The organism is Dehalococcoidia bacterium, from assembly GCA_025054935.1.
In the GTDB taxonomy this organism is placed as follows: Bacteria; Chloroflexota; Dehalococcoidia; order SpSt-223; family SpSt-223; genus JANWZD01.
The window spans coordinates 1-23,579 of sequence record JANWZD010000003.1 but is presented as its reverse complement, the minus strand read 5'-3'; the positions used below and the strand labels follow the sequence as shown (position 1 = coordinate 23,579).

The window sequence follows — 23,579 nt, the reverse complement described above, 5'->3', positions numbered from 1 at the left end:
CCTAGGACCGTGGCCGAGGGTCCTGATTTTTGTGCTCTTCTCCCAAAGAAGAGCGCGCAGCGCCCCACAACCGCTGTCGTCGCGGTCCGGCGGCTGCCCGCGAGTGGAGCGCGCGATCAGCGAACCGCGGCGAGAGCGCGCGTTGCGGCACGGTAGGCCGGGAGCACATCGCGCGCGAACCGGCGAATGTTCTCCTTCACCCCGTCGGGATCGCGGGTGGGGCTGTGAAACTGCAGGACGACATGGCCAAGCCCGACCTCGCGCAGTTCGAGGAGCCGGCGGACTACCGTGTCGGGCGTTCCCCACAGGGTGCCTTGGAAGGCATAGGACTGCCGCGGGTCCTTGCCGGCATCGGCGTCGCCGCGGCGCCGAACAATCCCCTCGACCGGCTGGCCGGTCCTCGCATCGACCCGCAGCGTGGCCGAGCTTGCCGCAAACCCGCCCGCCGCTTCGAGCGCCTCCTCTTCCGCCTCCTCGTCGCGGTCGCGGATGATGACGCGCCGGAGCGCGCCGAACCGCGTGAGCAGGTCGGCCAGCTCTTCCTCCGTCGCGCCGTCCTCGCGCGCCGCGTCGATATAGAGCTGGCGCAGTTCGCGGAGGCCAGACGGCGGGTCGAAGCCGAGGAGCGGGCTGATGCGAAGCTTGGCGGTCTGAATCAGCCCGTCGCGCGAGGTGGTCGCCGAGACGAACTTTGGTCCCCCCGGCTGGAGCGGCGGCGGCATCAGCCGCGTCTCGGGGATCGTCCAAAAGCGGCCTTCATGGCTGAACTTCCCGCCCGCCAGCGCCTTGCGGAGGATGGCAAGCGCTTCGAGGAACCGCTCGCGCCGCTCTTCGAGAGGGATGCCGAAGACGCTGAACTCGTACGCCGCCCATCCCGGACTGACGCCGCCGACGAGGCGGCCGTTCGAGAAGTTGTCGATCCAGGCGAGGTCTTCCGCAAGCCGGATGGGATGATGAAAGGGCAGGATCGCCACCGCGTAGCCCAGCTTGGCACGCTCGGTGATCGCGGCATAGTGGCTGAGGATCACGCTCGGCGAACTGCTGAACGCAACATCAGTAAAATGATGCTCTGTGCTCCAGATGTAGTCGAAGCCGTGCTCGTCGGCGTAGCGCGCCGCCCAGACAAGATGGCGCACCGCCTCATGCGGGTCAGCGCCCCGGTTGCGATTGGGCGTCAGCGAAATCCCGATATCCATCAGCGCTCTCCCTCCCGCGCTTCTCTCATCTGGGCCGCGTCCGCCGCCGCAGGCGCAGTGGCAAGGCGGCGGAGGAGACGGCGGAACGTCAGGCGGTCGTCAGGCTCGAGGACGCCGAAGATTTCCTCCTCGACGCGAGCGATCATCGCTTCATAGCGGCGGCGCAGCATCTGCCCCGGCGCAGTGATAACGAGGAGATTGCGACGACGGTCGGAGAGGTCCGGCCGCCGCTCGACGAAGCCCCCTGCCTCAAGGTCATCGAGGTGACGGACCAGATCGCTTGGGTCGACATCGAGCAGCTGGGCGAGGTCGCGCTGACTGAGCGGGCCCAGCTCCTCGAGACAGATCAGGATGACGCCCTGCCCGATCCGCAGCCCAAGCGCCGCATGCTCTTCAGCGAGCCGGCGAATCAGGCGCGTCCGCACCCGCCCGAGCAGATAGGCATCGGACTCGAGGAGCGCCGCGGGCAGGCTGAGCGCGTTGTCAACGATCATGTGACGATGATACCAGTGGATAGCGTCAATGATAGGGAATTTCCACGAATTGAGGCGACTGCTGAGGTCCCGCAGCGCGCCGGGCAGGGCTAGCGCGGCGGTCGGAAGAAGCGCCGGCGGAGCAAGAGACGGAACGGTCGTTTCGCGATAAGGAGCAGCAGCGCGCTCCGCAGCTCCTGCCACGCACGACGGAGACGGACGGTTTCAGCCAGCGTGGGGCCGGTGCGGCTGTAGCGGGCGGCGGTGTAGCCGTCCATTACCTGAGCGACGGCGCGTTCGCGGCCCGGAAGGAGGGAGGCTAATGCCCGGCCGTACTCGACCGGCGTTTCGGCCTCGCGCTGAGGGCGGTACGCAATCGCGGCCAAGCGGGTCACCTTCGCGTAGACTAGGTTGGCGCTGGTCAGCCCGCGCAGCCCGCGCTGCCAGAAGTACCAGCCGCCGGCGCCAGTAAGGGCGAGCAGGGTCAGCAGCAGAAGCGGCAAGATGGGAGCGCCTTCCTCCTCGACGTCGCCGCCGATCAGCCCGAGCCCGAAGTCATCCTCGATGAAGCCGGGATCTTCGAGGTCACCCGGCATTGCCGCAGTTGAGGGGCCGCTCGTCATCGCGTCGCCGTCATCAGTCCCGGCGCCGCGGGGGATGGGAGGACGGGACGGCGTCGGTTCGAACTCGATCCACCCATAGTCAGGGAAGAACACCTCCGGCCAGGCATGGGTGTTCGCCTCGCGCACAAGGTAGTAGCCGCGGTTTGAGTCGAACTCGCCGGTGAAATAGCCGGCGGAGATCCGGGCCGGAATGCCAAGCGAGCGGAGCATGACGACCATTGCGGTGGCGAAGTAGTCGCAATAGCCTTCCCGCATCGTGAACAGGAAATGCTCAACTGGGTCGACACTCGGCGGAGGTGCCTCGATGTTCTCGTTGTAGCGGAAGGAGCGCAGGTAATCTTGGATCCGGGTCGCTTTGTCGTACGGATTGGTCGCGCCGGCAGTCAGCTCTTGAGCGAGGCGGCGCACGCGTTCGGGCACGTTCGGCGGAAGCTGGAGATAGCGCTCAGTGATCCACCCGGGATAGTCGGTGCTGGCGTTGCGCAGCTCCCGCTCTGACGCGATCGAGACCGAGGAGACGACGGAGTATTGACTGGGCGCGCGCCCGCGCCCCGGCGCCCGCACAGAGGTGAAATCGATCGGATAGGGGCTGACGAACTGCAGCTCGAGGCCGGCAACGCGGCCTTCGCGGAGCAAATAGTTTGCAACGCGGAGATCGTTGGGCAGGGAGCGCGCGATCTCCGCCGGCAAGTCTGCAGGAGAGGCGCCGAGCCGGCCCTCTTGGCGCAAGCGCAGGAACACCTCGCGGATCTGCGGCGCCGCGCTGCGCACTTGGGCCGGCAGCGAGGAGTCGGTCGAGGTGTCGTCGAGCGACAAGAAGTAGGAGAGGGGCTTGTCAACCTCGGCGACGGCACGCTGGCTGGCGCGCAGGGGAATGCCGCCTGCCAAGATCGCGTTCCCTGGCGTCGCGCGGAGCGTCACCTTCTGCGTCAGCTCCTTCCGCGAGCGATAGTCTTTCGTCGGCGGAGGCGCCTCGGCGCCCGGCGGAAAGTTGAGGGTCTGTTTTTCCCCCGTGATCATCCCGCGGCCGTTGTAGATGTCGTAAACCGTCGCCCGAAGATAGATCGGCTGGTCTGCTTGGACATACATGATGACCGCGCTGCCGAGCTTGATCGGCCCTTTCAAGATGAGCGCGCGGCTGAAGGTGGTCGACGGGCCTTCTTGGGTCGTATTCAGATTGGCGAAGAGCCGGTTGAACTCGACTGCGAAGTCGTTGTAAGGCCCGGTGATGGCATTCCACACTTCTGAGATGAGCGGCGCCACGCCGCCCGAGGGCATCAGCCAGACGAAGAGCGAGATGAGCAGCGCGTAGAGCGACATCTCGGGCAGCGACCCTAAGCCGAGCCCTTCTTGAAAGTCGACGCGCGCGCGCTTCCAGCGTTCGTGCTGCTGGAAGACGTTGAACCGCACCAGCAGCAGGAGCGCGAAGGCGAGATAGAAGAAAAACCAGACGGTCGCTTGGGGAGGGGCAAACCGCAGGTTGAAGAGGATGGCGACCCCGCTGGGCAGAATGCCCAGCCAGACGCGGTGGAGGCGGAAGACGACGAACGTTGAGAAGTAGCCGATCAGCCAGGTCAGGGCGCAGACCCAAAAGACGAAGACGAGGGCGTCGGTGTTGTAGCCGCCGGTCCGCGCGGCATAGCCCCAAGCGTTCAGCCGGATGATCAGGTCGACAATCCGGTCGCTCAGCTCCTCCAGCGGAATGAGGGAGGTTGTCGCCCAGACAGAGACGACGGTTCCGTAGAGCAGCCCGACCGGATGACAGAGCCACCATTGGAGGCGGGTTTTGGCGAAGACGAACCCCATCGCCGTTGCGCCGAGCAGCACGAGGCCGAGCGGCGGCAGCCGGTCGACCCAGCCGGCGGCCTCAACTGACCAGACGCCGCTCAGCATCGTGAAGAAGAGCAGGGCGACGGTGAGGAAGCCTTCTCGCGGCCAGAGACGGCGAAGCGCGGAGAGCAGAAGTTCGCCGACTGAGTCTGCGCCGAAACGCGCTGCGATGGTGCTCATGGCGCCTCCGTTAGACCATCCGATGGCTCGCCCGGGCAGAGAGGGCTTGGTCGAGGTCGTCGCCCCGTTTGACGAGCGAGGTGCGAATATCCGCGGCGGCGAGGCTCCCGAGGAGGTGGATCACCTCGGTCTCGCCGCCGAAGGTGACCGGTTCGAGGACGATCGCCACTGCGCGGACCCCGCGATGGGTCTGATGCTGAAGCGACCGCACCCAGCCTTCATCGGTGGAGGGGGTAATAACGACAAGGGTCGAATTGCGCCCGAAGCGGGTGCTCTCGGCCGCGATCACTTCGGCGAGCGGCACGATGCCCGTTGCATGAACAAGCGCCAGCGTCTCGAGCAGTTTCTGCAGCTGGCGGTCGCCGCGGTCGGTGTGGATGACCTCGTGAGTGGCCCCATAAGCGATGAGCCCGACCGAGCGGTTCGTCTCGATGAGGCGGCGTCCGATCGATGCGGCAATGGTGATGGCGTACTCTTCCGTGGAGTCGTCGCCCTCGCCGAGCTGCACCTCGCGCTGCATGTCGATCACCAGCCAGACTTCGCTGGAGGGATCGAGTTCGAACTCCTTGACCATGATGCGGCCGGTGCGCGCTGTCGATGGCCAGTGGATGCGGTTGAAGCTGTCGCCCGGCGCGTATTCCCGGATGCCAGCCGCGTTCGGCGTGACGGCATGGGTGCGCGTTTTGATCCGGCTCTCGCCGGACAGCTCCCCGCCCGGCAGGGTGAAGTTTGGCAGGGGCACCGTGCGCGGATAGACCAGCAGCGTGCCTGAGCCGGCGAGCTGCCGCTCGCGGCGGAACAGCCCGACGGGGTCTGTCGCCACCACGGTCAGCGGCCCAAGAGAGAACCGCCCCCGGCGAGTGCAGGGGGTCCTAATGCGCCAGGTGCGGCGCTCATGGGCAGGAAGGTTGATTGCCATGCTCGCCTGATGGCCGGGAAGGGTGGAATGGTCGCGGATTTCGATCCACGGCTTGGGCAGCCAGCTCCGATTGCGGACCGTGATGCGCTCGCTGATTGTCTGGCCGATCTGGGCGCGCTGCTCTGGGCCGTCCCGACGCACCTCAATATCTCGCACATTCAGCCATGTCCACGCCCATGAGAGCGCGATCAAGAACAGGAAGAAGTACACGGCTTTCCAGAGCAGGTTGTAGCCCGTGGCGACAGCGAGCACGACGCTCGCCGTCAGCAGGGCTACAGCAAACAGCCAGTTGCGCCCCATCAGCCTGCCCGAACTCGCGCGCCAGGGACAGGCACGCTGTCGATAACCTCCGCAATGATGGCGCGCGCGCTCACGTTCTTGATCCGCGCCGACGGACTGATGATCAGCCGGTGCGCCAATGTCGCCTCGGCAAGTGCTTTGATGTCATCTGGCGTGACATAATCGCGGCCTTGAAGGAGCGCCCGGCCTTGGGCGGTGCGCTGGAGAGCGAGCGACCCGCGGGGCGAGGCGCCAAGATAGACCTCAGGATGACGACGGGTCGCCTCATTGATGGCGACGATGTACTCCTTGATCGCGCGGTCGACATGCACCTGCTGGACCGCTGCCTGCAGCTGCAGGAGGCCTTCAGTGTCGATCACCTGGCTGATCGACTCGATGGGCTGGCTGGTGCGGTGAGCATCGAGCACCGCGATTTCATCCTCTCGGCTCGGGTAGCCGAGCGAGATGCGCATCATGAAGCGGTCGAGCTGCGCCTCGGGCAGCGGAAACGTGCCTTCATACTCAATGGGGTTCTGGGTCGCCATCACGAGGAAGGGGCGCGGCATCGGGTAGGTGCGGCCGTCGACCGTGATCTGGCGCTCTTCCATCGCCTCGAGAAGAGCCGATTGGGTGCGGGGAGTGGCGCGATTGATCTCATCGGCGAGCACGATTTGCGCCAAGATCGGGCCCGGCCGAAACTCGAACTCCCCGCTCTTCTGGTTGTAGATCGAGACCCCCGTGACATCGCTCGGCAGCAGGTCGGGCGTGAACTGAATACGGCGGAAGGTACAGCCGAGCGAGCGGGCAATCGCCTTGGCGAGCGTCGTTTTCCCGACGCCGGGAACGTCCTCAACGAGGAGGTGGCCTTGGCAGATCACGGCGAGGAGAGCGAGCTCGACTTCCCGCCGCTTCCCAATGATGACTCGCTCAACGTTTGTAATAACGTTCTCGGCCAGTAGCGCAGCCTGGTCCAAGAGCAGCCCCCTCTCCGTGGCGGGCGCACGGAAGGATTGATGGTGCGCCAACCCGGGCACCCGGGGCGCAAGCTGGATCGATTATATCAACACCCTCACCCGGGAACGCCCGCCGCTGCGCCAGCGTCGCTTTTCCCTATCTCCGGTTCGCCCCAAAGTTTCAGGATAGCCATTTCTGCGTCGGCAGTGGCGCTGTTCTCTCTGTTCAGGAGCCTTCCGCCCGCACATCGAGGCTTCGCGCGGATGGGGGAACGCCCTACGGCGTGATAACCACTTTGCCGCTGACACGCCGCTCGGCAAGCAGCCGAAGACCGTCGCCGGCGTGCTCAAGCGGGACCACGCTCTCGACGATCGTCCGGATCTGTCCCGCCGCAACTGCCGGCAGGACCCGCTCTCGGAAGAACGCCACATTGTCCCAGTAGGCCGGGTTGGTCCAAATCGCGATGCCGAAGATGGTGATATTGCGCGTAAGGAGGCGGCCGATCGGCACCGTCGCTTCCATCCCCGTGGTATAGCCGTAGACGACGAGCCGGCCGGCATTGGTGAGCGAGGCGAGGCAGTGCGCGAAGGTGACGGTGCCGCCTCCGTCGAGCGCGACCGGCACCCCCTCGCCGGCGGTCGCTCGGAGAACCTCGGCGACGACGTCGTCAGTCGCCCAGTTGAGCACAAGCTGCGCGCCTAGTTCGCTCAGGAGAGGACGTTTCGCCGCTGCCGAGGTCGTCGCGATCACGCGGCCGCCAAGAAGCTGGGCGAGCTGCACTGCGATCACTCCTACGCCGCCGGTCCCCGGGCTGATAAGCACCCACTCGCCCGGCTGCAGGCGCGCCGCGCTGACGAGCGCCATACTGGCGGTGTAGGAGGCGATCGGCAGGGTCGCTGCTGCCTCGAACGAAACCGCCTCCGGCAGCGGAACGAGCTCCTGCGCTGGAGCGACCGCGTATTCGGCCCAGCTCTCCCAGACGTGTCCGACGACGCGCATTCCCGGCTGCAGGGCGGTGACGCCCTCGCCAAGCGCGTCGACGATGCCGGCGGCTTCCTGCCCCATGATGCGGGGAAGAGGCGGCCGTCCGTAGCGTCCCTCGGTCGTTTGGAGATCGGAGTTGTTCATCGCCGAAGCATGAACGCGGATCCGGACCTGGCCTGGTCCGGGCTCGGGAATGGGGACCTCCTCCACGCGCAGCGCTGCTGGGCCGCCATACTCGCGCAAGACGACTGCTCGCATCGTCGCTCCCTTTCTTGGTCTCTCGCCGGGGACGCCTCCTCGCCGCTGCGCGCGGCGCCGGCGAGAGCGCTGCGTCCGCGCGATGCCGGCCGCTCTCCCCTTCGCTCTCGCCTCCCCGGGAGGGTCATCGTAGCAGGCGGGCGGCACGGGCACCCAGCGGCGAGAGGCGGGGCGCTCGCGCCGGCTCAGACCGGCGTCAGCGGGCGGACCGGCTCGTCGCTGACAATCGTGCCATTCTCCATCCGGATCTGGCGCGTGATCGGCCAGCCGTCGAGGGAACCGTGAGAGATGAGGATGATCGTCCGCCGGCCTGCCCAGCGTGCCACCGCCTCGCGCAGCGCCTGCTCGCTCTCGCGGTCGAGTGAGGTGGTCGCTTCGTCGAAGATGACGATGAGGGGATCCTGCAGGAGGGCGCGCGCCAGTACGAGACGCTGCCGCTGTCCGGCGGAGAGTTGGACCCCATTCTCGCCGACGTGAGCGTGCAGCCCCGCCGGCAGACGGTCGATGAGCGCATCGAGCCGCATCGCTTCGGCGGCGGCGCGGACTTCGGCTTCGGTCGCCCCGGGACGGCCGAGGGCGATATTCTCGGCGATCGAGACCGCAAAGAGCGCGGGGTCGCGGGTGACGAGCGCGAACTGGCGCCGCCACTCAGCGAGCGCAATTTCCCGCGCCTCTTGCCCGTCGAGCAGGATCCGTCCTTCGTCGGGCGGATAGAAGCGGAGGAGCAGGCTGACAAGCGTCGACTTGCCCGCCCCGTTCGGCCCGACGAGGGCGACCACTTCGCCCGGCGCGAGCGTGAGCGACACTTCGCGGATGCCGCCGCCGTTTGGATAGCGGAACGAGACGCGGTCGAGCGTTAGGCATCCCGCACCGCGCTGGAAGGGCTGTCCTGCCGTCGGCTCGTCGTCTGCGGCATCGAGGAGGGCGATCACGCGGCGCATCGCGCCGATCACGGGCTCGAGGCCGGCATAGGCGCGCACGACGGCAAACAGGCTGGCGCCGAGCACCGCCGCGAACGAGGCGAAGGTGAGGAGCGCGGAGGTGGTCAGCCGGCCGGCGGCGAGCTCGGCATGAACAAGGAAGACGCCGGCGATGGCGACGATGATGATGCCCGCAGGGGCGAGGCCGTCGAGGAGTGCATTCAGCACCGTTCGGCGGCGACGCCACGTATCGAGCTGCCGCGTAAGGCGGGTGAACCGTTCGATCATGAAGTGCTGGCCGCCGAGCGCTTTGAGCGTCCGGATCCCGCTGACGCTCTCGCTGGCGACAACCGCTAATTGGCCGACGGTCTCTTGGGCAGCGAGCGTTGTCCGACGAATGCCGCGGCCGAGGAGCGCGATCCCGAGGACAGTCGGCGCTCCGAGGGCGGCGAGGCCAAGCGCGAGGTGCGGGTCGACGACAAGGAGGACGACCCAGGCGACGAGAATGGTGGGCACGTGCTGGGCGAGCGCGGGGAGCACCACGCGCAGCAGTTCTTGAGCCATGCCGATATCGGCGACGAAGACCGAAACGAGGTTGGCAGAGAAGCGGGCGTCGTGAAAGGCGAGCGGAGCGTTGAGGGAGCGGCGCAGGAGAGCGAGGCGGAGCGCGGTTGAGAACTCGTTGGCGGTGTAGCCGAGGAGGGCCGTTCCGGCGAGCGCGAGCGCTGTCCGCGCTGCGAGGAGGCCGGCAACGGGCAGCCAGCGGCTGGGGTCGAGCGCGGGCAGGGAGCTTAGCGCGGCGCCGACGTGGCCGGCGAGCAGCAGCGTGAGGCTGCCCACTGCCATCATCGCGAGCGTGCCGAGCGCAAGCGGCCGCCAGCAGGAACCGAGGAGGCGGACCCCTGTCGGCAGGCGAGGAAGGGGGCGTCTACGGGTCACCGGTCGGCCCTCTGCTTCATGACGGGATTATTCGCGATCGGCGGGGCGGGCGACGACTGCGGCGGGAGGCGCGGCGGCGCCCTGCGCTAGCGGCGGTAATAGGCGACCAGCCGGGTGACGGCGTCGATCACGTCTTGGACGTCGGTGTCGCCCATATCCGGAAAGAGCGGCAGCGCCACGGACGAGGCCGAGAATGCTTCAGCCTGCGGATAGTCGCCTTCCCGGTAGCCAAACGTCGTCCGGTAGTAGGGATGGAGATGGACGGGGATGAAGTAGACGCTGGTGCCGATGTTCTCGGCGCGCAGCGCGTCGATGAACTGGTTGCGGGAGATGCGGAGCGCGCCCGGCCGCAAGCGCAGGGGATAAATGTAGCGCGCATGACGCACTGCTGGATGTTCGGCTGGCAGCAGGAACGCCTCGAGGTCGCGAAAGGCGGCGTTGTAGGCCTGGACGATCGCCTCGCGGCGAGCGATGAAGCGCTCAAGCTTTGCCAACTGGGCGAGCCCGAGGGCGGCCGCAAGTTCGCCCATGTTGTCCTTGTAGCCGGGGGCCAAGACCTCGTAGTACCACGAGCCGGCGGCGGAATGACGCTTCCAGGCGTCCTTTGAGATGCCGTGGAGACTGAGGAGACGCACCCGCTCGGCAAGGTCGTCGCGTCCGGTGACGAGCATCCCGCCTTCGCCGGTGGTGAGCGTCTTCGTGGCGTAGAAGCTGAACACGGCGACCCGGTGGGCGGCCGCCCCAACAGGAACGCCGTTGACGCGGCTGCCGATCGCGTGGGCGGCATCTTCGACGAGCAGGATGTCGCGGCCGGCGGCTAGGGCGTCGAAGGCTTCCATGTCGCAGGGATAGCCGGCGTAATGCACCGGGATGATCGCCTTGGTGCGCGGCGTGAGGGCGCGCTCGACCGCAGCGGGATCGAGATTGCCGGTGTGCGGATCGATATCGGCGAAGACGACCGTCGCGCCGACGTGGAGGACAACGTTCGCGGTGGCAGTGAAGGTAAGGGGCGTCGTGATCACTTCATCGCCGGGGCCAATGCCGGCGGCGACGAGCGCGAGATGGAGGCCGGCGGTGCAGGAATTGAGCGCGACGGCATGTTTTGCGCCCACATACGCCTTCATCTGCCGCTCGAACTCAAATACCTGCGGCCCGGTCGACAGCCAGCCGCTCTCGAGGGCGGCGATCACAGCGGCTTTCTCTTCGGGGCCGATATGAGGGACAGCGATCGGCAAGAACGTGTCGCGGACGGGGGATCCTCCCTCGATAGCGGGGCGGGCGACGAGTGAGTGGGCCATTTTACGCCCCTCCTTTCGTGGTGAACGCCAAGATGTTGCTGTAGCGAGGGTCGGCGTAGTTGGTGATAGCGCCGGAGCGAAGCGCGGCGGCGATTTCGCGGATGCCTTCGCGGACGGAGATGCGCGGGTCGAAGCCGAGGACGCGGCGCGCCTTCTCAGACGACACGCGATAGTTGCGGCGGTCGACGGTGGTCTCGCTGCGATTGATGACTGTGCCCGGCACTTCCTCGGCGACGAGGGCAGCGACTTGGTCGACGGTGAGGTTCTCGGTGACGATGTTGAACACTTCGCCGCGCACGGTCTCGAGAGGGAGGAGAAGGCAGCAGCGGATAGCGCGGGCGACATCGCTGACGTGGACATGCGGCCGCCACTGGTCGCCGCCGAAGACTGCGATCGCGCGCTCGTTCACGGCTTGGGCGGTCAGTGTGTTGACGACAAGGTCGAAGCGGGGGCGGGGCGAGAGCCCAAAGACCGTGCCAAGGCGAAGAATGCAGGGGGCGAAGGCGTCGTGGAGGTGCTGGGCGATGACGCGTTCGGCCTCGATCTTCAGTTTGGCGTACAGGGAGACGGGGCTGAGGGGAGACTCCTCCGTGAGGATGGCGTCGGGGTCGGCGCTTGCGCCGTAGACGCTGCAGGAGGAGATATAGACAAAGCGGTTGAGCTGAAGATAGCGGCAGGCGAGGACGAGCGTCGCCGTCGCGAGATAGTTGATCTGGAGGGTCATCAGCGGGTCGTGGGCGCAGAGCGGGTCGCCGACCAGCTCCGCAAGGTGGACAACCGCGTCGGCGCCGACCAGCGCCGGGACCACTTCGTCGCTATGACGGACATCGCCGACTACCATCTCAAAGCGGGGATGCGCGGCGACGTCTGCCAACGACGTCTTGTCGTAGTAGACATGGTCGAAAACCCGAACGCGATAGCCGTCGTCGAGCAGCTGGCGGACGAGGACGCTGCCGATATAGCCGGCCCCGCCGAAGACGGTGATGAGGGGAGGCGGCTCCGGGACGGCGGCGGCGCGGGGCTCCACCTCGGCCCGGGGGAGGAGACCGCGCGGATGGCCGCGCTCGTCGAGGAGCGGGATCCAGCGGGGCCGCCGTGCCAGAAAGGAGGGATGTTCTCCGAGCGCGCGGCGCTGGTCGACCGCTGCGGCCGCGGGCAGAGCGAGGACGTCGGCGGTGAGAAAGCGCTCGATGGGGTCGTGGGGGTGCGCGCCGGCGATGATCGCGCGGCGGATGTCGCCGTCGGAAAGGACGCCGACGAGCGCGCCGTCGGTGTTGACGACGAGGGCGAGGCCGGTCTGGGCCCGCTCGATCGCCGTCATCGCCGCCGCGAGGGAGCTTGCGCGGGGAACGAGGCAGGCGCTGATCTCCACGTCGTTTCTCTCGGCGCGCGCTCTTCTGCGGTGACTATTGCAGGTCTGGCCGAGCGGCGCCAGCGGTTTTCGCTCTTCCTCCGTCGGCGGAGCGTTCTTGCGTCTCATCATCATCCTCCCGATAGCCCACCACTTCTTTGGTCGGCAGCTGTGCCGCCGTCGCGTAGCGGGGAGCGGCGCCGCGCCGGGCGCGAAGGGGCCGTTTTCGCTCGGGACGGCAGAGCGAGGCGCTGCTCCGCGTTGGGGAAAGCGCGGCAACTATAATCCGGCGGCGACTTGCCTGCGCAGTCCGACGGCGATGGACCAGAGCCTTCGTGCGGCACTTGAGATGACGGGACTTCCTCTCCTGCCCGTCTTGCTTTTCCGCGGGATGCGCCACGCGCTCCGCGCTGCGCTGCGCCGGCCGGGACGTGCAGGGGAGCGGCCGCGCTATTCGCAGCACGACGAAGAGGTGATTATCGCGGATCTGGTCCGGCGCACGGGGACCTCCAGCCGGTTTTGCGTTGACATCGGCGCCTCGGATGGGGTGCGGCTGTCGAACTGCCGGCGGCTGTTCGAGGAGGGATGGCGCGGCGTCGCGATCGAGGTGGAGCCGACCCGGTTTGCGGGTCTCAGCCTCGCCTATCACCGGCTTCGCGAGGTGGCGTTGGTGCGCTGCGCGGTCACGCCCGCCAATGTGACCGCGCTTCTTGCCGCTTTCGACACGCCGCCGTCGTTTGGGGTGCTCAGCCTCGACATCGACAGCTACGACTACGACGTGCTTGAGGCGATTTGGGGCCGGTATCGGCCGGCGGTGGTGTGCTCGGAGTTCAATGAGAAGATGCCGCCGCCGGTGCATTTTGCGGTGCGGTGGCGTCCTGGCGCGGTCTACCCGCGGGGGGCGTTCTACGGGTGCAGCTTGAGCGCGCTGGTCAGTCTTGCCGCGAAGTATGACTATGTGCTCACAGGGGTGGAATACTGCAACGCCTTTTTTGTTCCCCGAGAATTTGGGCTGACGGCGGTAAGCGCGGAGGAGGCGTACCGCGCGGGCTATGTTGAGCGGGCGGAGCGCCGCACGCTCTTTTGGTATAACGACGAGCGCTGGCTGGAGATGGCGCCGGCGGAGCTGGTGCAGTACTTTGAGCGCGAGTTTGCGCCCTACGCTGACCGGTTCGAATGCCGACCGCGCTGACCGCCGCGCCGGGAAGGACGGAATGAGCGCGCGGCTCACTGCTTGGCTGCCTGCGCGGCTGCGCCGGCTGGTTGTGAGCGAAGGGGACGACGCCGCGGCATGGCGGACACGGCAGCTCAGCCGCTCCCTTCTCACCTCGCTGGCGTCGAAAGGCGTGTCGAGCATTCTCCAACTGGTCGCGATGCCGGTAGCGATCCGGGCGCTTGGAGCCGAGCTCTATGGTGTCTATGCGGTGCTGGCGGGAGCGCTTTCGTGGATCACGATGTCCGGGGTCGGGATTGGCCCGGGATTGACGCTTCGGCTAGCGAGCGGCGCTGGAGGACCGGACGCAGAGCGACGCCTTGTGACAACCGCGGCGCTGCTGATGAGCGCAGCAGCAGGGCTGGCATTGGCGATTACTGCTGCTCTAGTCGCCAGCATTGGAATACCAGGGCTTTTTGGTTCGCAGCTTCTCGCCTATGAGACAGAATTGACCCACGGCCTTATCGCCATGAGCATTTTGCTCGCCATTTATCTGGTTTCAACAGTCGTCGATGCGGCACAGGCAGGGTACCAGAACCAATACCTGTCAAATCTCTGGACTATCGCCGGCAATCTCCTCACGATCGCCTTGCTCCTTCTTGTAATCCCGCGGTGGAGCACTGTCGTTATCCTAATCGTTGTAATCTACGGCTCCATGGCCTTGACGCGAGTGGCTAACGGAATTTCTCTGGTCGTTCGTCGCCCCTATCTCATTCCGCGATGGAATGCAATCAGCTTGAAGGTCGCCCTCAGCCTTCTTTCGACCGGAGGAGCGTTTTTTATCGGCCAGCTCGCAGCGTATGTCTTTCATCAGTATGGCGCCTTCTTGGTGGGACGGATTGTTGGACCGCAAGATGCAGCACGCTATGCTGTCATGAGCCAGGTGATCGTTATTGCGATCGGGCTTGTCACAATGATCACGACGCCACTTTGGCCTGCGATTGCGGACGCGCGCGCCCGCCGCGATATCTCATGGATACTTGCAATCTATCGCCGAACCCGCCTCACCGTAATGGGGCTTGGCACCGTGGCCGGACTCAGCATTGCGATCGCCGGCGAGCCGGTTATCGCTCGCTGGATCACTCCAGATGTCGCTCCGACACTTGCGTTTCAGGCCTTATCAGGATGTTTTCTCGCCATCGATGCGTGGGACAATCTCCATTACTGTGTTTTGATGGGTCTCAACCGGCCGTGGTTATGCGCCGGAGTCTTTGCCCTCAGCGCAGTTGTCCTCATCGGCATCAGCGCTATTCTCGTTCCTTTATTCGGCCTCGCAGGAATGGCAGCTTCCCAATGCCTTGGCCGTCTTCTGGTAATGAGCTGGCTTCTTCCATTCTTGATCTCGCGAGAATTGCGCCTACTTAGAACATAATGAGAAAAGAGCTAACAAAAATTGCGGCGACTGAAATTTTATCGACGCAGGCGCCTCCAGAATGGCAGCGCATATCGCCGCAGTTTTGCCTTGAGGCGCCCCCATGAACCATACGCGCGGGCTGCCCCGCGAAGGACTTCTGATCGCCGTTCCATTGGCGACAGCACATAGTTCTCGATTCCAGGATAACGACCAACTTCTTCGCGACTCAGAAATCCATAACGGCTAAGAGCAAAAAGTTCATATTCATACATCGAGAATTGCCGGACAACGTGATCGAGGTTGTATTGATATCGTTGCTGCCACCGATCTTCCATCTCTGCAATGATGATCGGACGATCCTGCTGAATAACCCGAGACATTCCTCGAAAAACGTATTGTTCATACCCTTCGACATCGACCTTCACCAGCTTAACAGGAGAGATGTGCCTCTCCTGATATAATGCATCAACCGTTGTCAGTTCCACCTCAACTGACTGGTTGTCTCCCGACGATCCCCACGCCCCGTCTGGGTATGTAGGCGCAACTGCCGCCAAGCCTGAGTCATTGGCAAGACGCATCACGGCTTTTCCAGTAGCATCCCCCAGAGCAGCATTGATCAATACGATATTCTGAAGATTATTAATCAGACTATTTTTCTCCAATAACGAGTAAGTGTCCGGAACTGGCTCTACCGCAACGACACGGCAATGGGGTTGAGTAAGCGCTGCGAGAATTGTGAAGTATCCAACATTTGCGCCTATGTCAAGAAAGGTCGCAGCCGGACGCAGAAGATTACAAATTAGATATGAGGTATACGGCTCTAAAAATCCTGCAAGAAGAAGATGCTTTCCTACTTCGTCTGAAGAGCGGACATACATATGAAAGCGCAGGTCCTCGAACGAACATAACGCAAGCGCTTCTTGGCGAGGAAGCCGCGAGCCATATCGAGCAATAAGCAGTTCTCGAAGTCGACCGCTCGGAGATCGTGGTATCAGCCAGAGCAAGGGCAAGTCATACCATGCTACGTCCTTGATATGTATCCCGAAGCTCATATTCTCCTCCGATATATTTCGATACCTCTCTATCCCGCCTACACGGCTTCCTCGAGGGAGATATTAACATAAAATATTCACCAGCGATGAAAGACTAGGGTGACTAGTATACTCTCCATTGCTTATCTTGGAGTAAAAATGCTCACTTTATCGATCATCACGCCCTCCTACAACCATGGCCGGTTCATTGAGCAGACCATCCTGTCGGTTGTCAACCAAGATTACCCGAAGATTGAGTATCTGGTGATCGACGGCGGCAGCACCGACGAGACTGTCGAGATCCTCCGTCGGTATTCCTCGCGGATCACCTACTGGGTGAGTGAACCGGACGAGGGCCACCGCTACGCGCTCAAGAAAGGGTTCGACCGCGCGACCGGCGAGATCGTCGCCTGGCAGAACGCGGACGACTACTACGAGCCGTGGGTCTTCGGCAAAGTGATGCGGATCTTCCACCGCCATCCGGAGATCGACCTTGTTTATGGCAACATCCGGCTTGTCGACGAGCACAGCCGCGAGATCGATGTCTTGAAATTTGTTCCGCTAACACGCAGCCGTTTGGCGCTTTTCGACGGCTTGCCCTTTCAGAACCATGCGGCCTTCTTCCGCCGACGCTTATGGGACGCCATTGGCGGAATTCGCTTCGTAGACTATAACTTCGACACCGATCTCATCTATCGGGCGGCAAGAATCGCTAACGCTCGATTCATTCCACGTATCCTCGGCAACTATCGCGCCCATTTAGGCTCCCAATACTTCTCTGGAGCCTATCGAGCTATCGAGGTCAGCCACGATACGATTCGCCAGCGCTATCTCGGCTCGTGGAAGAGACTGCCGCGGTGGACCTATCCGGTTCTCAGTGCCGCTGCGCGGGCACGTCGCTTTGGCTATTACGTGATCCAAGGCGATTGGGACTACCTTCTCCGGCGCGTAACGCGACGCCTAGAAAGAAAGCGCTCTCCCTTTCTTCGTCTCTAAGGACCTTGAGGAGCCCCGAGAGAGCCTCTCACTACTCACCTAGTATCTATGCTCTCTGCTCAACCGATGACACACCGCCGCTAAACCTGAGAGGGTTTCTAGACGGCAGCAATCCGCGCGCCGAGCCAGCGCTAGGCTTGCCACCGTCGTACCATCGGCCCGAGTGCGAAAGGCCTCCTCGAAGAATGTCTCAACTCGACCATACAGATGCTTTGCTCGCCCAGGACGTTCAGCCTGAGTTCCGCCCCGACCCCACCAGTCCGCCCAATCAATCACGAGGCGCCCTCCCTTGTCCGCAAGACGGCGCCGAGCAAGCAATGCCGGAAGAATAACTACAGGCCGACAGTCCCAAGCGTGCACAACGTCGACCTCTGCCTGACGTACAAGCCAAAGGCGGACAAGCGTATCAAACAGGTCCCAGCCAGTCCGACCGACGCCCCAGAGCAGGTCCGGCGTTTCGACAATTGTCACTCCATCGCGCTCCACCCGGCGAACCGTCCAGCGAGCGCGCGGAGAGATGGTAAGCAAGGTCACAGTGTGCCCAAAACGCGCCAAATAACGGCCAGCGTGGAATGCCCGGAAAAAGGTACCTCCACCAAACGCCGTATTATGGTTGAGCATCATTATGCGCATAAGGGGAAAATCTCCGGAGAAGAGTAGCACCAATTCTCAAACGAGATGCAATCACCCTCTCTCACGATAATAGAACTTGTCCTAATTTCGGCTTTTCCCGTTCGATGTTGGACAGCCCCGAGTTATCTTTTATTGCCATAGCGGCCCAGAGCGACAACAGTCAGCGCTTCTGGCATATGCTGCGGATCGAGTTGGCGCCAGCAGTCAACAACGATGCGCCTGCGGCCATCGGAATAATGCATCAACGCGTCAACAAGCTCTTGGTCACGGAGGGTCAGAACTACTACATCTGCCTCAGCAAGACAAGCCGCCGCACTACTCGCATACTCAACAGCACTGCCAAAGATTACTCGCGCATTGTCAATAGCTAGCCGATCATAGGCAACAACCCGCACGTCATCCGCAAGCAATGCAGGGATCAGTTTGATTGCAGGCGACTCGGTGACGACGGGTGTGTTCGCAGTGAAAGCTAATCCAAGAATACCGACCGTACGACGCTCTGCAGAGTGAGCTGCAAGCGCCTCACGAACGACAGCAGCAAGATGTGCATCTTGGTATCGATTCACCTGTTCGACAGCGCGGACAAGCTCCGCTTGGACGCCGAGACGCTCGGCAAGGGTGAGATACGCGCGGGTATCTCGTGGGAAACATGTTCCCCCATAGCTCGGACCGCCTTGGAAATAGTAAGGGGAGATCCGACGATCAGCACCGATCGCCCGCGTGATCGCGTCGACATCGGCACCAGGAAGATGCTCGCACAAGTTCGCGACCGAATTGGCAAAACTGATCTTGAGCGTGATATAGGCGTTGAGGCAGACCTTCGCGACCTCAGCACTAATGATCGACATTCGCGAAATAGCAGGGTTATTTTCGCATAACTGCCGATGCAAAGCGGCAACGCGCTCGCCCGCAGCAGGGCTGCTCTCGCCAATTACTACAAGATCAGGACGAAGAAATCCTTTGATGACATTACCGAGCGCAACAAAGTCCGGGTCGTAACAGACGTCGAAGCCGACTCCGCACTTACGACCTGAAGTCTCTTCAAGGATTGGGATGAACGACCCTTCCACTGAACCCGGCATCACTGTACTGCTGATCACAAAGAGGTGATACGATTTCTCACTTCGACGAAACGCTTCACCTAATGATCGGAGCGCCGCTTCAACAAAACGGTTCGAAAAGCTCCCATCAGGATTGCTTGGAGTAGCGACCAAGACAATGGTCACCTCTGTCTCGTCGATTGCCCGCTGATGGCTCGTTGTCGCACGGAGCCGCTTCCCGCCGTGTCGCGCCAGCAGTTCATCCAGCCCTGGCTCAAACCACGGAGCAGTTCCAGCGTTGACATGGTCGACGACGCGCTGCTCAAGGTCTACCCCGAGAACCTCAAAGCCGCGCTCGGCATAGCAAGCAGCAAGGCAAAGCCCGAGCTTGCCGAGGCCGATAATGGACAGCCTCGTCATTCTTCTCTCCACTAAAGCCTTTGTTCCGCCACGGCCGCTGACGCGTCTTGGACCTCAAGATAGCCGACCCAGCCGGGATGAGGGCGAAAGCCGAGAAACCGGCTGCTCGGGTCAGTGAGACAGCTCGCCCACGCTGGGTCATCTGTGAGGACGCGAATGTCGGTGACGGCGCGGAGGCCAAAGTCGAAATACGGGTCAGCGAGAGCCGCCGAAAGCACGCGCACCTTGGAAGGATCGAACCCCATCAGCCGTGTTGCCACAATGTCGACGGCAAGAAGGTTCGGACCGCCAAGGAGCACTCCAGCCGGCACAGGATCGGGAGTCAACGGTCCACATCCATCGCCGCCGATCACGCCGTCGACCACGGAAAACACGCGCCGCTGGGGGGTGTCGCAGAGCACGCCGTCGCGATCGGCGAAGAGGAAGGCGCGCAGGAGATCGAGCGTCATTCGCCAGGCAGAGTCGTTCCCATACCAATTGCCGGCATCGAGCTGGCGTTTCCACTCCTGCACTTTGAGCCCAAGACGGCGGGTAGTACGATTGTGAATGGCGTAGATAGAACGATGAAGATATTCAAGCGGACGCTTGCGCGGAGCGAGCAGATGATCGTACATCCAGCGCTCAAGCATAATCAGGGCACGCTCAAGCGGGTTAAACAGTCCATCAGGATACTGATCTCCTCCTTGGCTTGGAGGAGTGAGCGTATAGTGGACAAGGTAGTTTTTATTCGTCGCGATCCCGACTAGTCCTTTCGCATTGAGGGTCACCCCGACTTTTTTATGAACTTTCAGCTTTGGAACCGAGATAACGACGTCTGCTGTTAGGATAGAGCGAGATAACTCATATTCATGACGCGCCCCCCGATGATGGGCGATCGTCTCTTGGCGATGATAGACCGCACCATAGAGCTTCTCGGGATGAGGCTTGCCGTAGAGCGCGCTCCGGGCGCCAAGATCAACGAGGAGGCTTCCGGCAGGATCACCCGGGAGCGGCTCGAGCAACGATGGAAAATGCTTCCAGCGTGACCAGTAGCGTCGGAGGTCGAGGATCTCAACCGCCGGACCACCAGCAGCACGGTAGAACTCCACGACGTCCGGAAGACGTGTCGCCTCCATTAACTCACTGAAATTGCAGTCGTATTGTGGCGCATCGGCGATCAGCAGGCGTCCTCGGCCGCGCAGCGCGATCCAGCAATAGTCGGCGATGGCGCGCAGCACGGCGGGATGGGTCACTATCGCGTAGAGGCTTTTCCCCTCCTTGTGACGGCTAAGCACCCAGTTTGGTTTGAGGACAACGGTCATGCCTGGTTCAATCAGCCAGCCAAGCGGATTCCACGTCGGCAGCCCTGCTCGGTCCTGGTCGTACCCAAGGCGGAGGAAGAGTTCGCGCACCCCCGCATAGACAAGGTTTGGCTCTTCGCTTTGATCAGAGAAGGGATACTCTGGATATCGCTCTGAGGGCGAATAGGGCGGGGAAGCCGGATACTGTGCCGCAGACAGGCGAGCAATTGCGACGTCAATCACTTTGCGGCTCCAGCGACCTCCCAGACAGACAGATCGCCTGCGTCGTGATCAGCGATCGGAAGATCCTGGATTAGAAATCGATGCTTTCCTCGCTTCGTTAGCGGGATCGATTCAACGAGCTCGAATGTCAGGTCGACATCGTTCCCAAGCTTGACCAACAGTCGACGGCGAATATCAGCGAGAACTTCTTCACTCACCCCTTCCGGACGAGGAACAAGGCGCAACGTCACGCGCCCTGGCGCATTCTGATAGAATTGGAACTGCTGCACTGCATCGAAAATGTCATCATGAAAGTTGATCGCAGTCATCGAGATCAGACGACCAGTCGCCGTGACGATGAACTCCTGCAGGCGGCCTTCAATACGCGTCCAGATATCATATGGCCGACCACACGATCGACACCCTCGACCGCCATAAACGGCAAAATCGCGCGTTCGATAGCGAATGAATGGGGTGGCTTTCATCAAGAATGAAGTTGCGACGATCTCGCCTACCTGACCAGGAGTCGTTACGGGATTACCCGCTCGATCGACTAGTTCAGCATAACCATAAAATGGAAGCACGTGATAGGTATCTTCGTATTCGCAATAGCCGGCAAGGACTGCGAGTTCGTAATGCCCATAATGACTGAACACGCGCGCGCCGAACACTTCGCGCAGAAGGTCACGCTGATAGTCGTACAGATTTTCCGAGGCACAGAGAATACCCTGGATTGGGGGAAACTCCCGGCCACTCTCCTTCAGCCAGCGAGCAAAGAGCGTGCCAGAGGAGGGATAGCAGCGCAGCCACTTCGGCCGATACGTAAGCGCTCGTTGACGATATTGCTCCATCACCTCAGGAATGAGGTGATACGAAGAGCAGCGGAGCTCATTAAAGCGCTCAACGAATTCCATATGATCCGGGCTGTCGATGGGAAGCCCGCGGAAGACCAATTGCGGGTCGCCCTCGCGCCAGCCAATGCGGTAATACTGGTGCGCTTTCGAGGCGAGCTCTCGCGCGAAGGCATCGGGATTGCGGTAAAAACCGAAGGGGATGCCGGTGCTGCCCCCGGTGGTGACATACTCGCGTCCAGGCCACGGCGCCGAGAACTCCTCGAGATGGTCGCGCAGCGTCTCCTTGTCGATCATCGGCAGCCGCCGAATGTCGTCAAGGTGCTGGATGCTGTCAGGATCGACCCCTGCTTCCTCAAAGCGCCGGCGATAGCCGGTCGTCTGCATAGCGGCGTGGCGAACGATCTCGCGCAGCTGCTGCAATTGGTACGCCGCAATCTCATCCTCCGACCACTGCTCCGCCTCGCGCAGAAACGCTGTCCAAGCGACGTAGACAGGATTGTCGAGATCGGCGTGACGACGCACTTGCTCTGCTCCTTGCGGCCGGCCGATCATAGCAGATAGCCACTCGCGCGCTTGCTACGGCAAGTCGCTTCACGAGCACTTGTGAGGGCACAAGCACGAGAAAAGCAAGCCGTCCCTAGTAGCGCCCTGGTGAAGCAAGAGATGCGCGGCAGCAACCAGAAGCGAGCGCAGGCGTTGCCCTCGCCGTGCCCTTCTACGCGAGCACAACCTCAAAGACGGTAATGCTGCCTGCCGCCCCGCTCGTCGGCTCCCCGACAAGCTCGACCGTCAGCTGCTCACCGCTCGGAACTGACAAGAGAGTGATTTCGCCGCTCGGCGATGTTGTCACGGTCAACTCGCGAACGAGATCGCCGCTCACCGCCCGACGGACGACAACCCGCAGCAGCGGGGCACCGGCCTCTCCGCGTGTATCGATGCGCAGCACTCCTTCCGTCGCAAGCGCCGGTGCATAGCGGAGTGTCTCGCCGGCACCGAGACGACGCACGCCGCCGGCGCCGGAGCCACTAACCGGGGAAGCAAGGTGAAGCCGGGTCGCCGGCGCGGGGTCGGCCGGCAGCCGCGCCTCAGCAGGCGTGACACGATCCGCGGCATATCGCGCCCACTCGGCTGCAGTTCGTCGCCCCTGTTCCTCGTAGACAGCGGCAAGCAGCTCGCCGACCTGTCTGAGCAATCCCGGCACGTTGGGGTCCTGCAGCTGGGTGCGATAGGCCACAATGGACTCCTCGGCAAACTGCGCGGCGGTCTGCGGATCGCCAGCCGACCGCGCAGCCCCAGCCGCTTCAGCATAGGCGAGACCGGTCCACGGCTGCATGCGTTTGGCAGCCTCGCGATACCACGCAAGCGCACGGGACAAATCGCCCTCTGCCGCAAAATCGCGAGCAAGGCGGCGCGCGGCTTCAAAGGCAAGAGCGCCAGAACCTTCGGCTTCGACAGCACGGACCAAGGCCCTTCGCATCGCTAACCGGTTGCCAAACCGCTGCTCAAGCTCTGCGAGAGCAAGCGCAGCTTCCGCCCGACTCTTGATGTCCACACCAGAGTCAATCACCCGCTGAAGACGGAGCCGTTCCCCCTCTGGATCAAGAAGCGAGGCAGATTTTGGCAACCAGCCTCCAATCTCGAGAAGCGACGGCTCGAACGGCACCGCTTTCGGGAAGAGAAAATATCGGACTACTAGAGGATATTGACTCCGACTGACGAAAAAGCGCTCCTCCTCATTCGATAGCACTCGATCGAGCCAAACACGTTCGGCGTCTGGAGCCCATGACCAAATAATCCAAGTGCGCCGATTCTGATTAAGAACAGAAGCTAACTGCTCAGAGTCCATCTCCTTTCTGGCGATAATGGCCTGGCTCCTTGGAATGCCAAGCTGACGAGCATAATAAGAGAATGTTGCTTCTGCAGACAAAGTAACATAGATAATGTCATCCTGGCGAAAATGACGGGCAAGAACTTCTAGAGCTGGACGCATCTCATGCACATAGTAAGGATTTATAGTTCGTTCCAATGTTATAAAAAACGGGGGAGTTATAATGAGAAAGAGAAGAATAGCAGGAGGAAGGAAGCCAAGGCGAGAATTGAGGATCGAAAATAATCCAAATGTGATACAGATCGATAGAAGCGGTGCCATAAACAATACCAATCTCGGAACAAGAGGATATATACTAAAGGCAGCAATCTCTAGCAGAAGAAGAGGCAAGACACAAACGACAGCAAGATACCAATATTTCCGAAAAAGAAACGAGGCGCCTAAAATAAAAAGTACTATCAGCGATCCAGTCGGAGAAGGATAAAAGATGTCAAAAACGCTCAG

General features: G+C 62.5%; 17 protein-coding genes. 3 read left to right on the top strand and 14 right to left on the bottom strand.

The genetic code is table 11. The features are described 5' to 3' along the window. Window positions 1-116: 116 nt before the first annotated feature. The 9 genes from NZ773_04895 to NZ773_04855 all read right to left on the bottom strand — a co-directional run bounded on the left by NZ773_04895 (window position 117) and on the right by NZ773_04855 (window position 12,225). The gene (locus tag NZ773_04895) at window positions 117-1,196 is read right to left on the bottom strand and encodes an LLM class flavin-dependent oxidoreductase (GenBank protein MCS6801264.1); all 1,080 of its coding nucleotides are present in this window, start codon (window positions 1,194-1,196) and stop codon (window positions 117-119) included. Further along, the gene (locus NZ773_04890; GenBank protein ID MCS6801263.1) at window positions 1,196-1,690 is read right to left on the bottom strand and encodes a MarR family transcriptional regulator; all 495 of its coding nucleotides are present in this window, start codon (window positions 1,688-1,690) and stop codon (window positions 1,196-1,198) included. Before NZ773_04890 ends, NZ773_04895 begins: the two co-directional genes overlap by 1 nt. 89 nt (window positions 1,691-1,779) lie before the next feature. Next, window positions 1,780-4,302, bottom strand: a complete 2,523-nt coding sequence (locus NZ773_04885) for a transglutaminase domain-containing protein (protein ID MCS6801262.1) — start codon at window positions 4,300-4,302, stop codon at window positions 1,780-1,782. Between the two features lie 10 nt (window positions 4,303-4,312). Beyond that, window positions 4,313-5,521, bottom strand: coding sequence for a DUF58 domain-containing protein (locus tag NZ773_04880; GenBank protein ID MCS6801261.1), 1,209 nt, complete (start codon window positions 5,519-5,521; stop codon window positions 4,313-4,315). Then, window positions 5,521-6,474, bottom strand: a complete 954-nt coding sequence (locus NZ773_04875) for a MoxR family ATPase (protein ID MCS6801260.1) — start codon at window positions 6,472-6,474, stop codon at window positions 5,521-5,523. The genes NZ773_04880 and NZ773_04875 overlap by 1 nt, the downstream gene beginning before the upstream one ends. 256 nt (window positions 6,475-6,730) lie before the next feature. Continuing rightward, window positions 6,731-7,696: an NADPH:quinone oxidoreductase family protein gene (locus NZ773_04870; GenBank protein MCS6801259.1), complete on the bottom strand. Its 966-nt coding sequence runs from the start codon at window positions 7,694-7,696 to the stop codon at window positions 6,731-6,733. Between the two features lie 185 nt (window positions 7,697-7,881). Continuing rightward, window positions 7,882-9,555, bottom strand: coding sequence for an ABC transporter ATP-binding protein/permease (locus tag NZ773_04865; GenBank protein MCS6801258.1), 1,674 nt, complete (start codon window positions 9,553-9,555; stop codon window positions 7,882-7,884). Between the two features lie 86 nt (window positions 9,556-9,641). Then, window positions 9,642-10,853: a DegT/DnrJ/EryC1/StrS aminotransferase family protein gene (locus NZ773_04860; GenBank protein ID MCS6801257.1), complete on the bottom strand. Its 1,212-nt coding sequence runs from the start codon at window positions 10,851-10,853 to the stop codon at window positions 9,642-9,644. 1 nt (window position 10,854) lies between these two features. Further along, window positions 10,855-12,225 carry an NAD-dependent epimerase/dehydratase family protein gene (locus NZ773_04855; GenBank protein ID MCS6801256.1) on the bottom strand — a complete coding sequence of 457 codons (1,371 nt, stop codon included), beginning with the start codon at window positions 12,223-12,225 and terminating at the stop codon, window positions 10,855-10,857. A 97-nt stretch (window positions 12,226-12,322) separates the two neighbouring features. Here NZ773_04855 and NZ773_04850 point away from each other — a divergent pair, with 97 nt between their 5' ends. Continuing rightward, the gene (locus NZ773_04850) at window positions 12,323-13,396 is read left to right on the top strand and encodes a hypothetical protein (protein MCS6801255.1); all 1,074 of its coding nucleotides are present in this window, start codon (window positions 12,323-12,325) and stop codon (window positions 13,394-13,396) included. A 22-nt stretch (window positions 13,397-13,418) separates the two neighbouring features. Beyond that, a complete protein-coding gene (locus NZ773_04845; GenBank protein ID MCS6801254.1) occupies window positions 13,419-14,789 on the top strand; it encodes an oligosaccharide flippase family protein in 1,371 nt (456 codons plus the stop codon). A gap of 38 nt (window positions 14,790-14,827) precedes the next feature. Here NZ773_04845 and NZ773_04840 read toward each other — a convergent pair whose 3' ends face one another. Then, window positions 14,828-15,823: an FkbM family methyltransferase gene (locus NZ773_04840; GenBank protein ID MCS6801253.1), complete on the bottom strand. Its 996-nt coding sequence runs from the start codon at window positions 15,821-15,823 to the stop codon at window positions 14,828-14,830. Between the two features lie 138 nt (window positions 15,824-15,961). Between NZ773_04840 and NZ773_04835 the strand changes: the two genes are divergently transcribed. Next, on the top strand, window positions 15,962-16,798 hold the full coding sequence (locus NZ773_04835) for a glycosyltransferase (protein MCS6801252.1): 837 nt from the start codon (window positions 15,962-15,964) through the stop codon (window positions 16,796-16,798). Between the two features lie 755 nt (window positions 16,799-17,553). On the opposite strand, the gene NZ773_04830 is transcribed toward NZ773_04835, so the two are convergent. The 4 genes from NZ773_04830 to NZ773_04815 form a co-directional block, all read right to left on the bottom strand. Next, entirely contained in the window at window positions 17,554-18,891 is a 1,338-nt protein-coding gene (locus NZ773_04830; GenBank protein MCS6801251.1) for a nucleotide sugar dehydrogenase, read from the bottom strand. Between the two features lie 11 nt (window positions 18,892-18,902). Further along, the gene (locus NZ773_04825) at window positions 18,903-20,414 is read right to left on the bottom strand and encodes a DUF362 domain-containing protein (GenBank protein ID MCS6801250.1); all 1,512 of its coding nucleotides are present in this window, start codon (window positions 20,412-20,414) and stop codon (window positions 18,903-18,905) included. After that, window positions 20,411-21,769 carry a phenylacetate--CoA ligase family protein gene (locus tag NZ773_04820; GenBank protein MCS6801249.1) on the bottom strand — a complete coding sequence of 453 codons (1,359 nt, stop codon included), beginning with the start codon at window positions 21,767-21,769 and terminating at the stop codon, window positions 20,411-20,413. The genes NZ773_04825 and NZ773_04820 overlap by 4 nt, the downstream gene beginning before the upstream one ends. Before the next feature lie 193 nt (window positions 21,770-21,962). Next, window positions 21,963-23,579 (bottom strand): hypothetical protein (locus NZ773_04815; GenBank protein ID MCS6801248.1); only part of this gene is annotated, 1,617 nt, incomplete at its 5' end.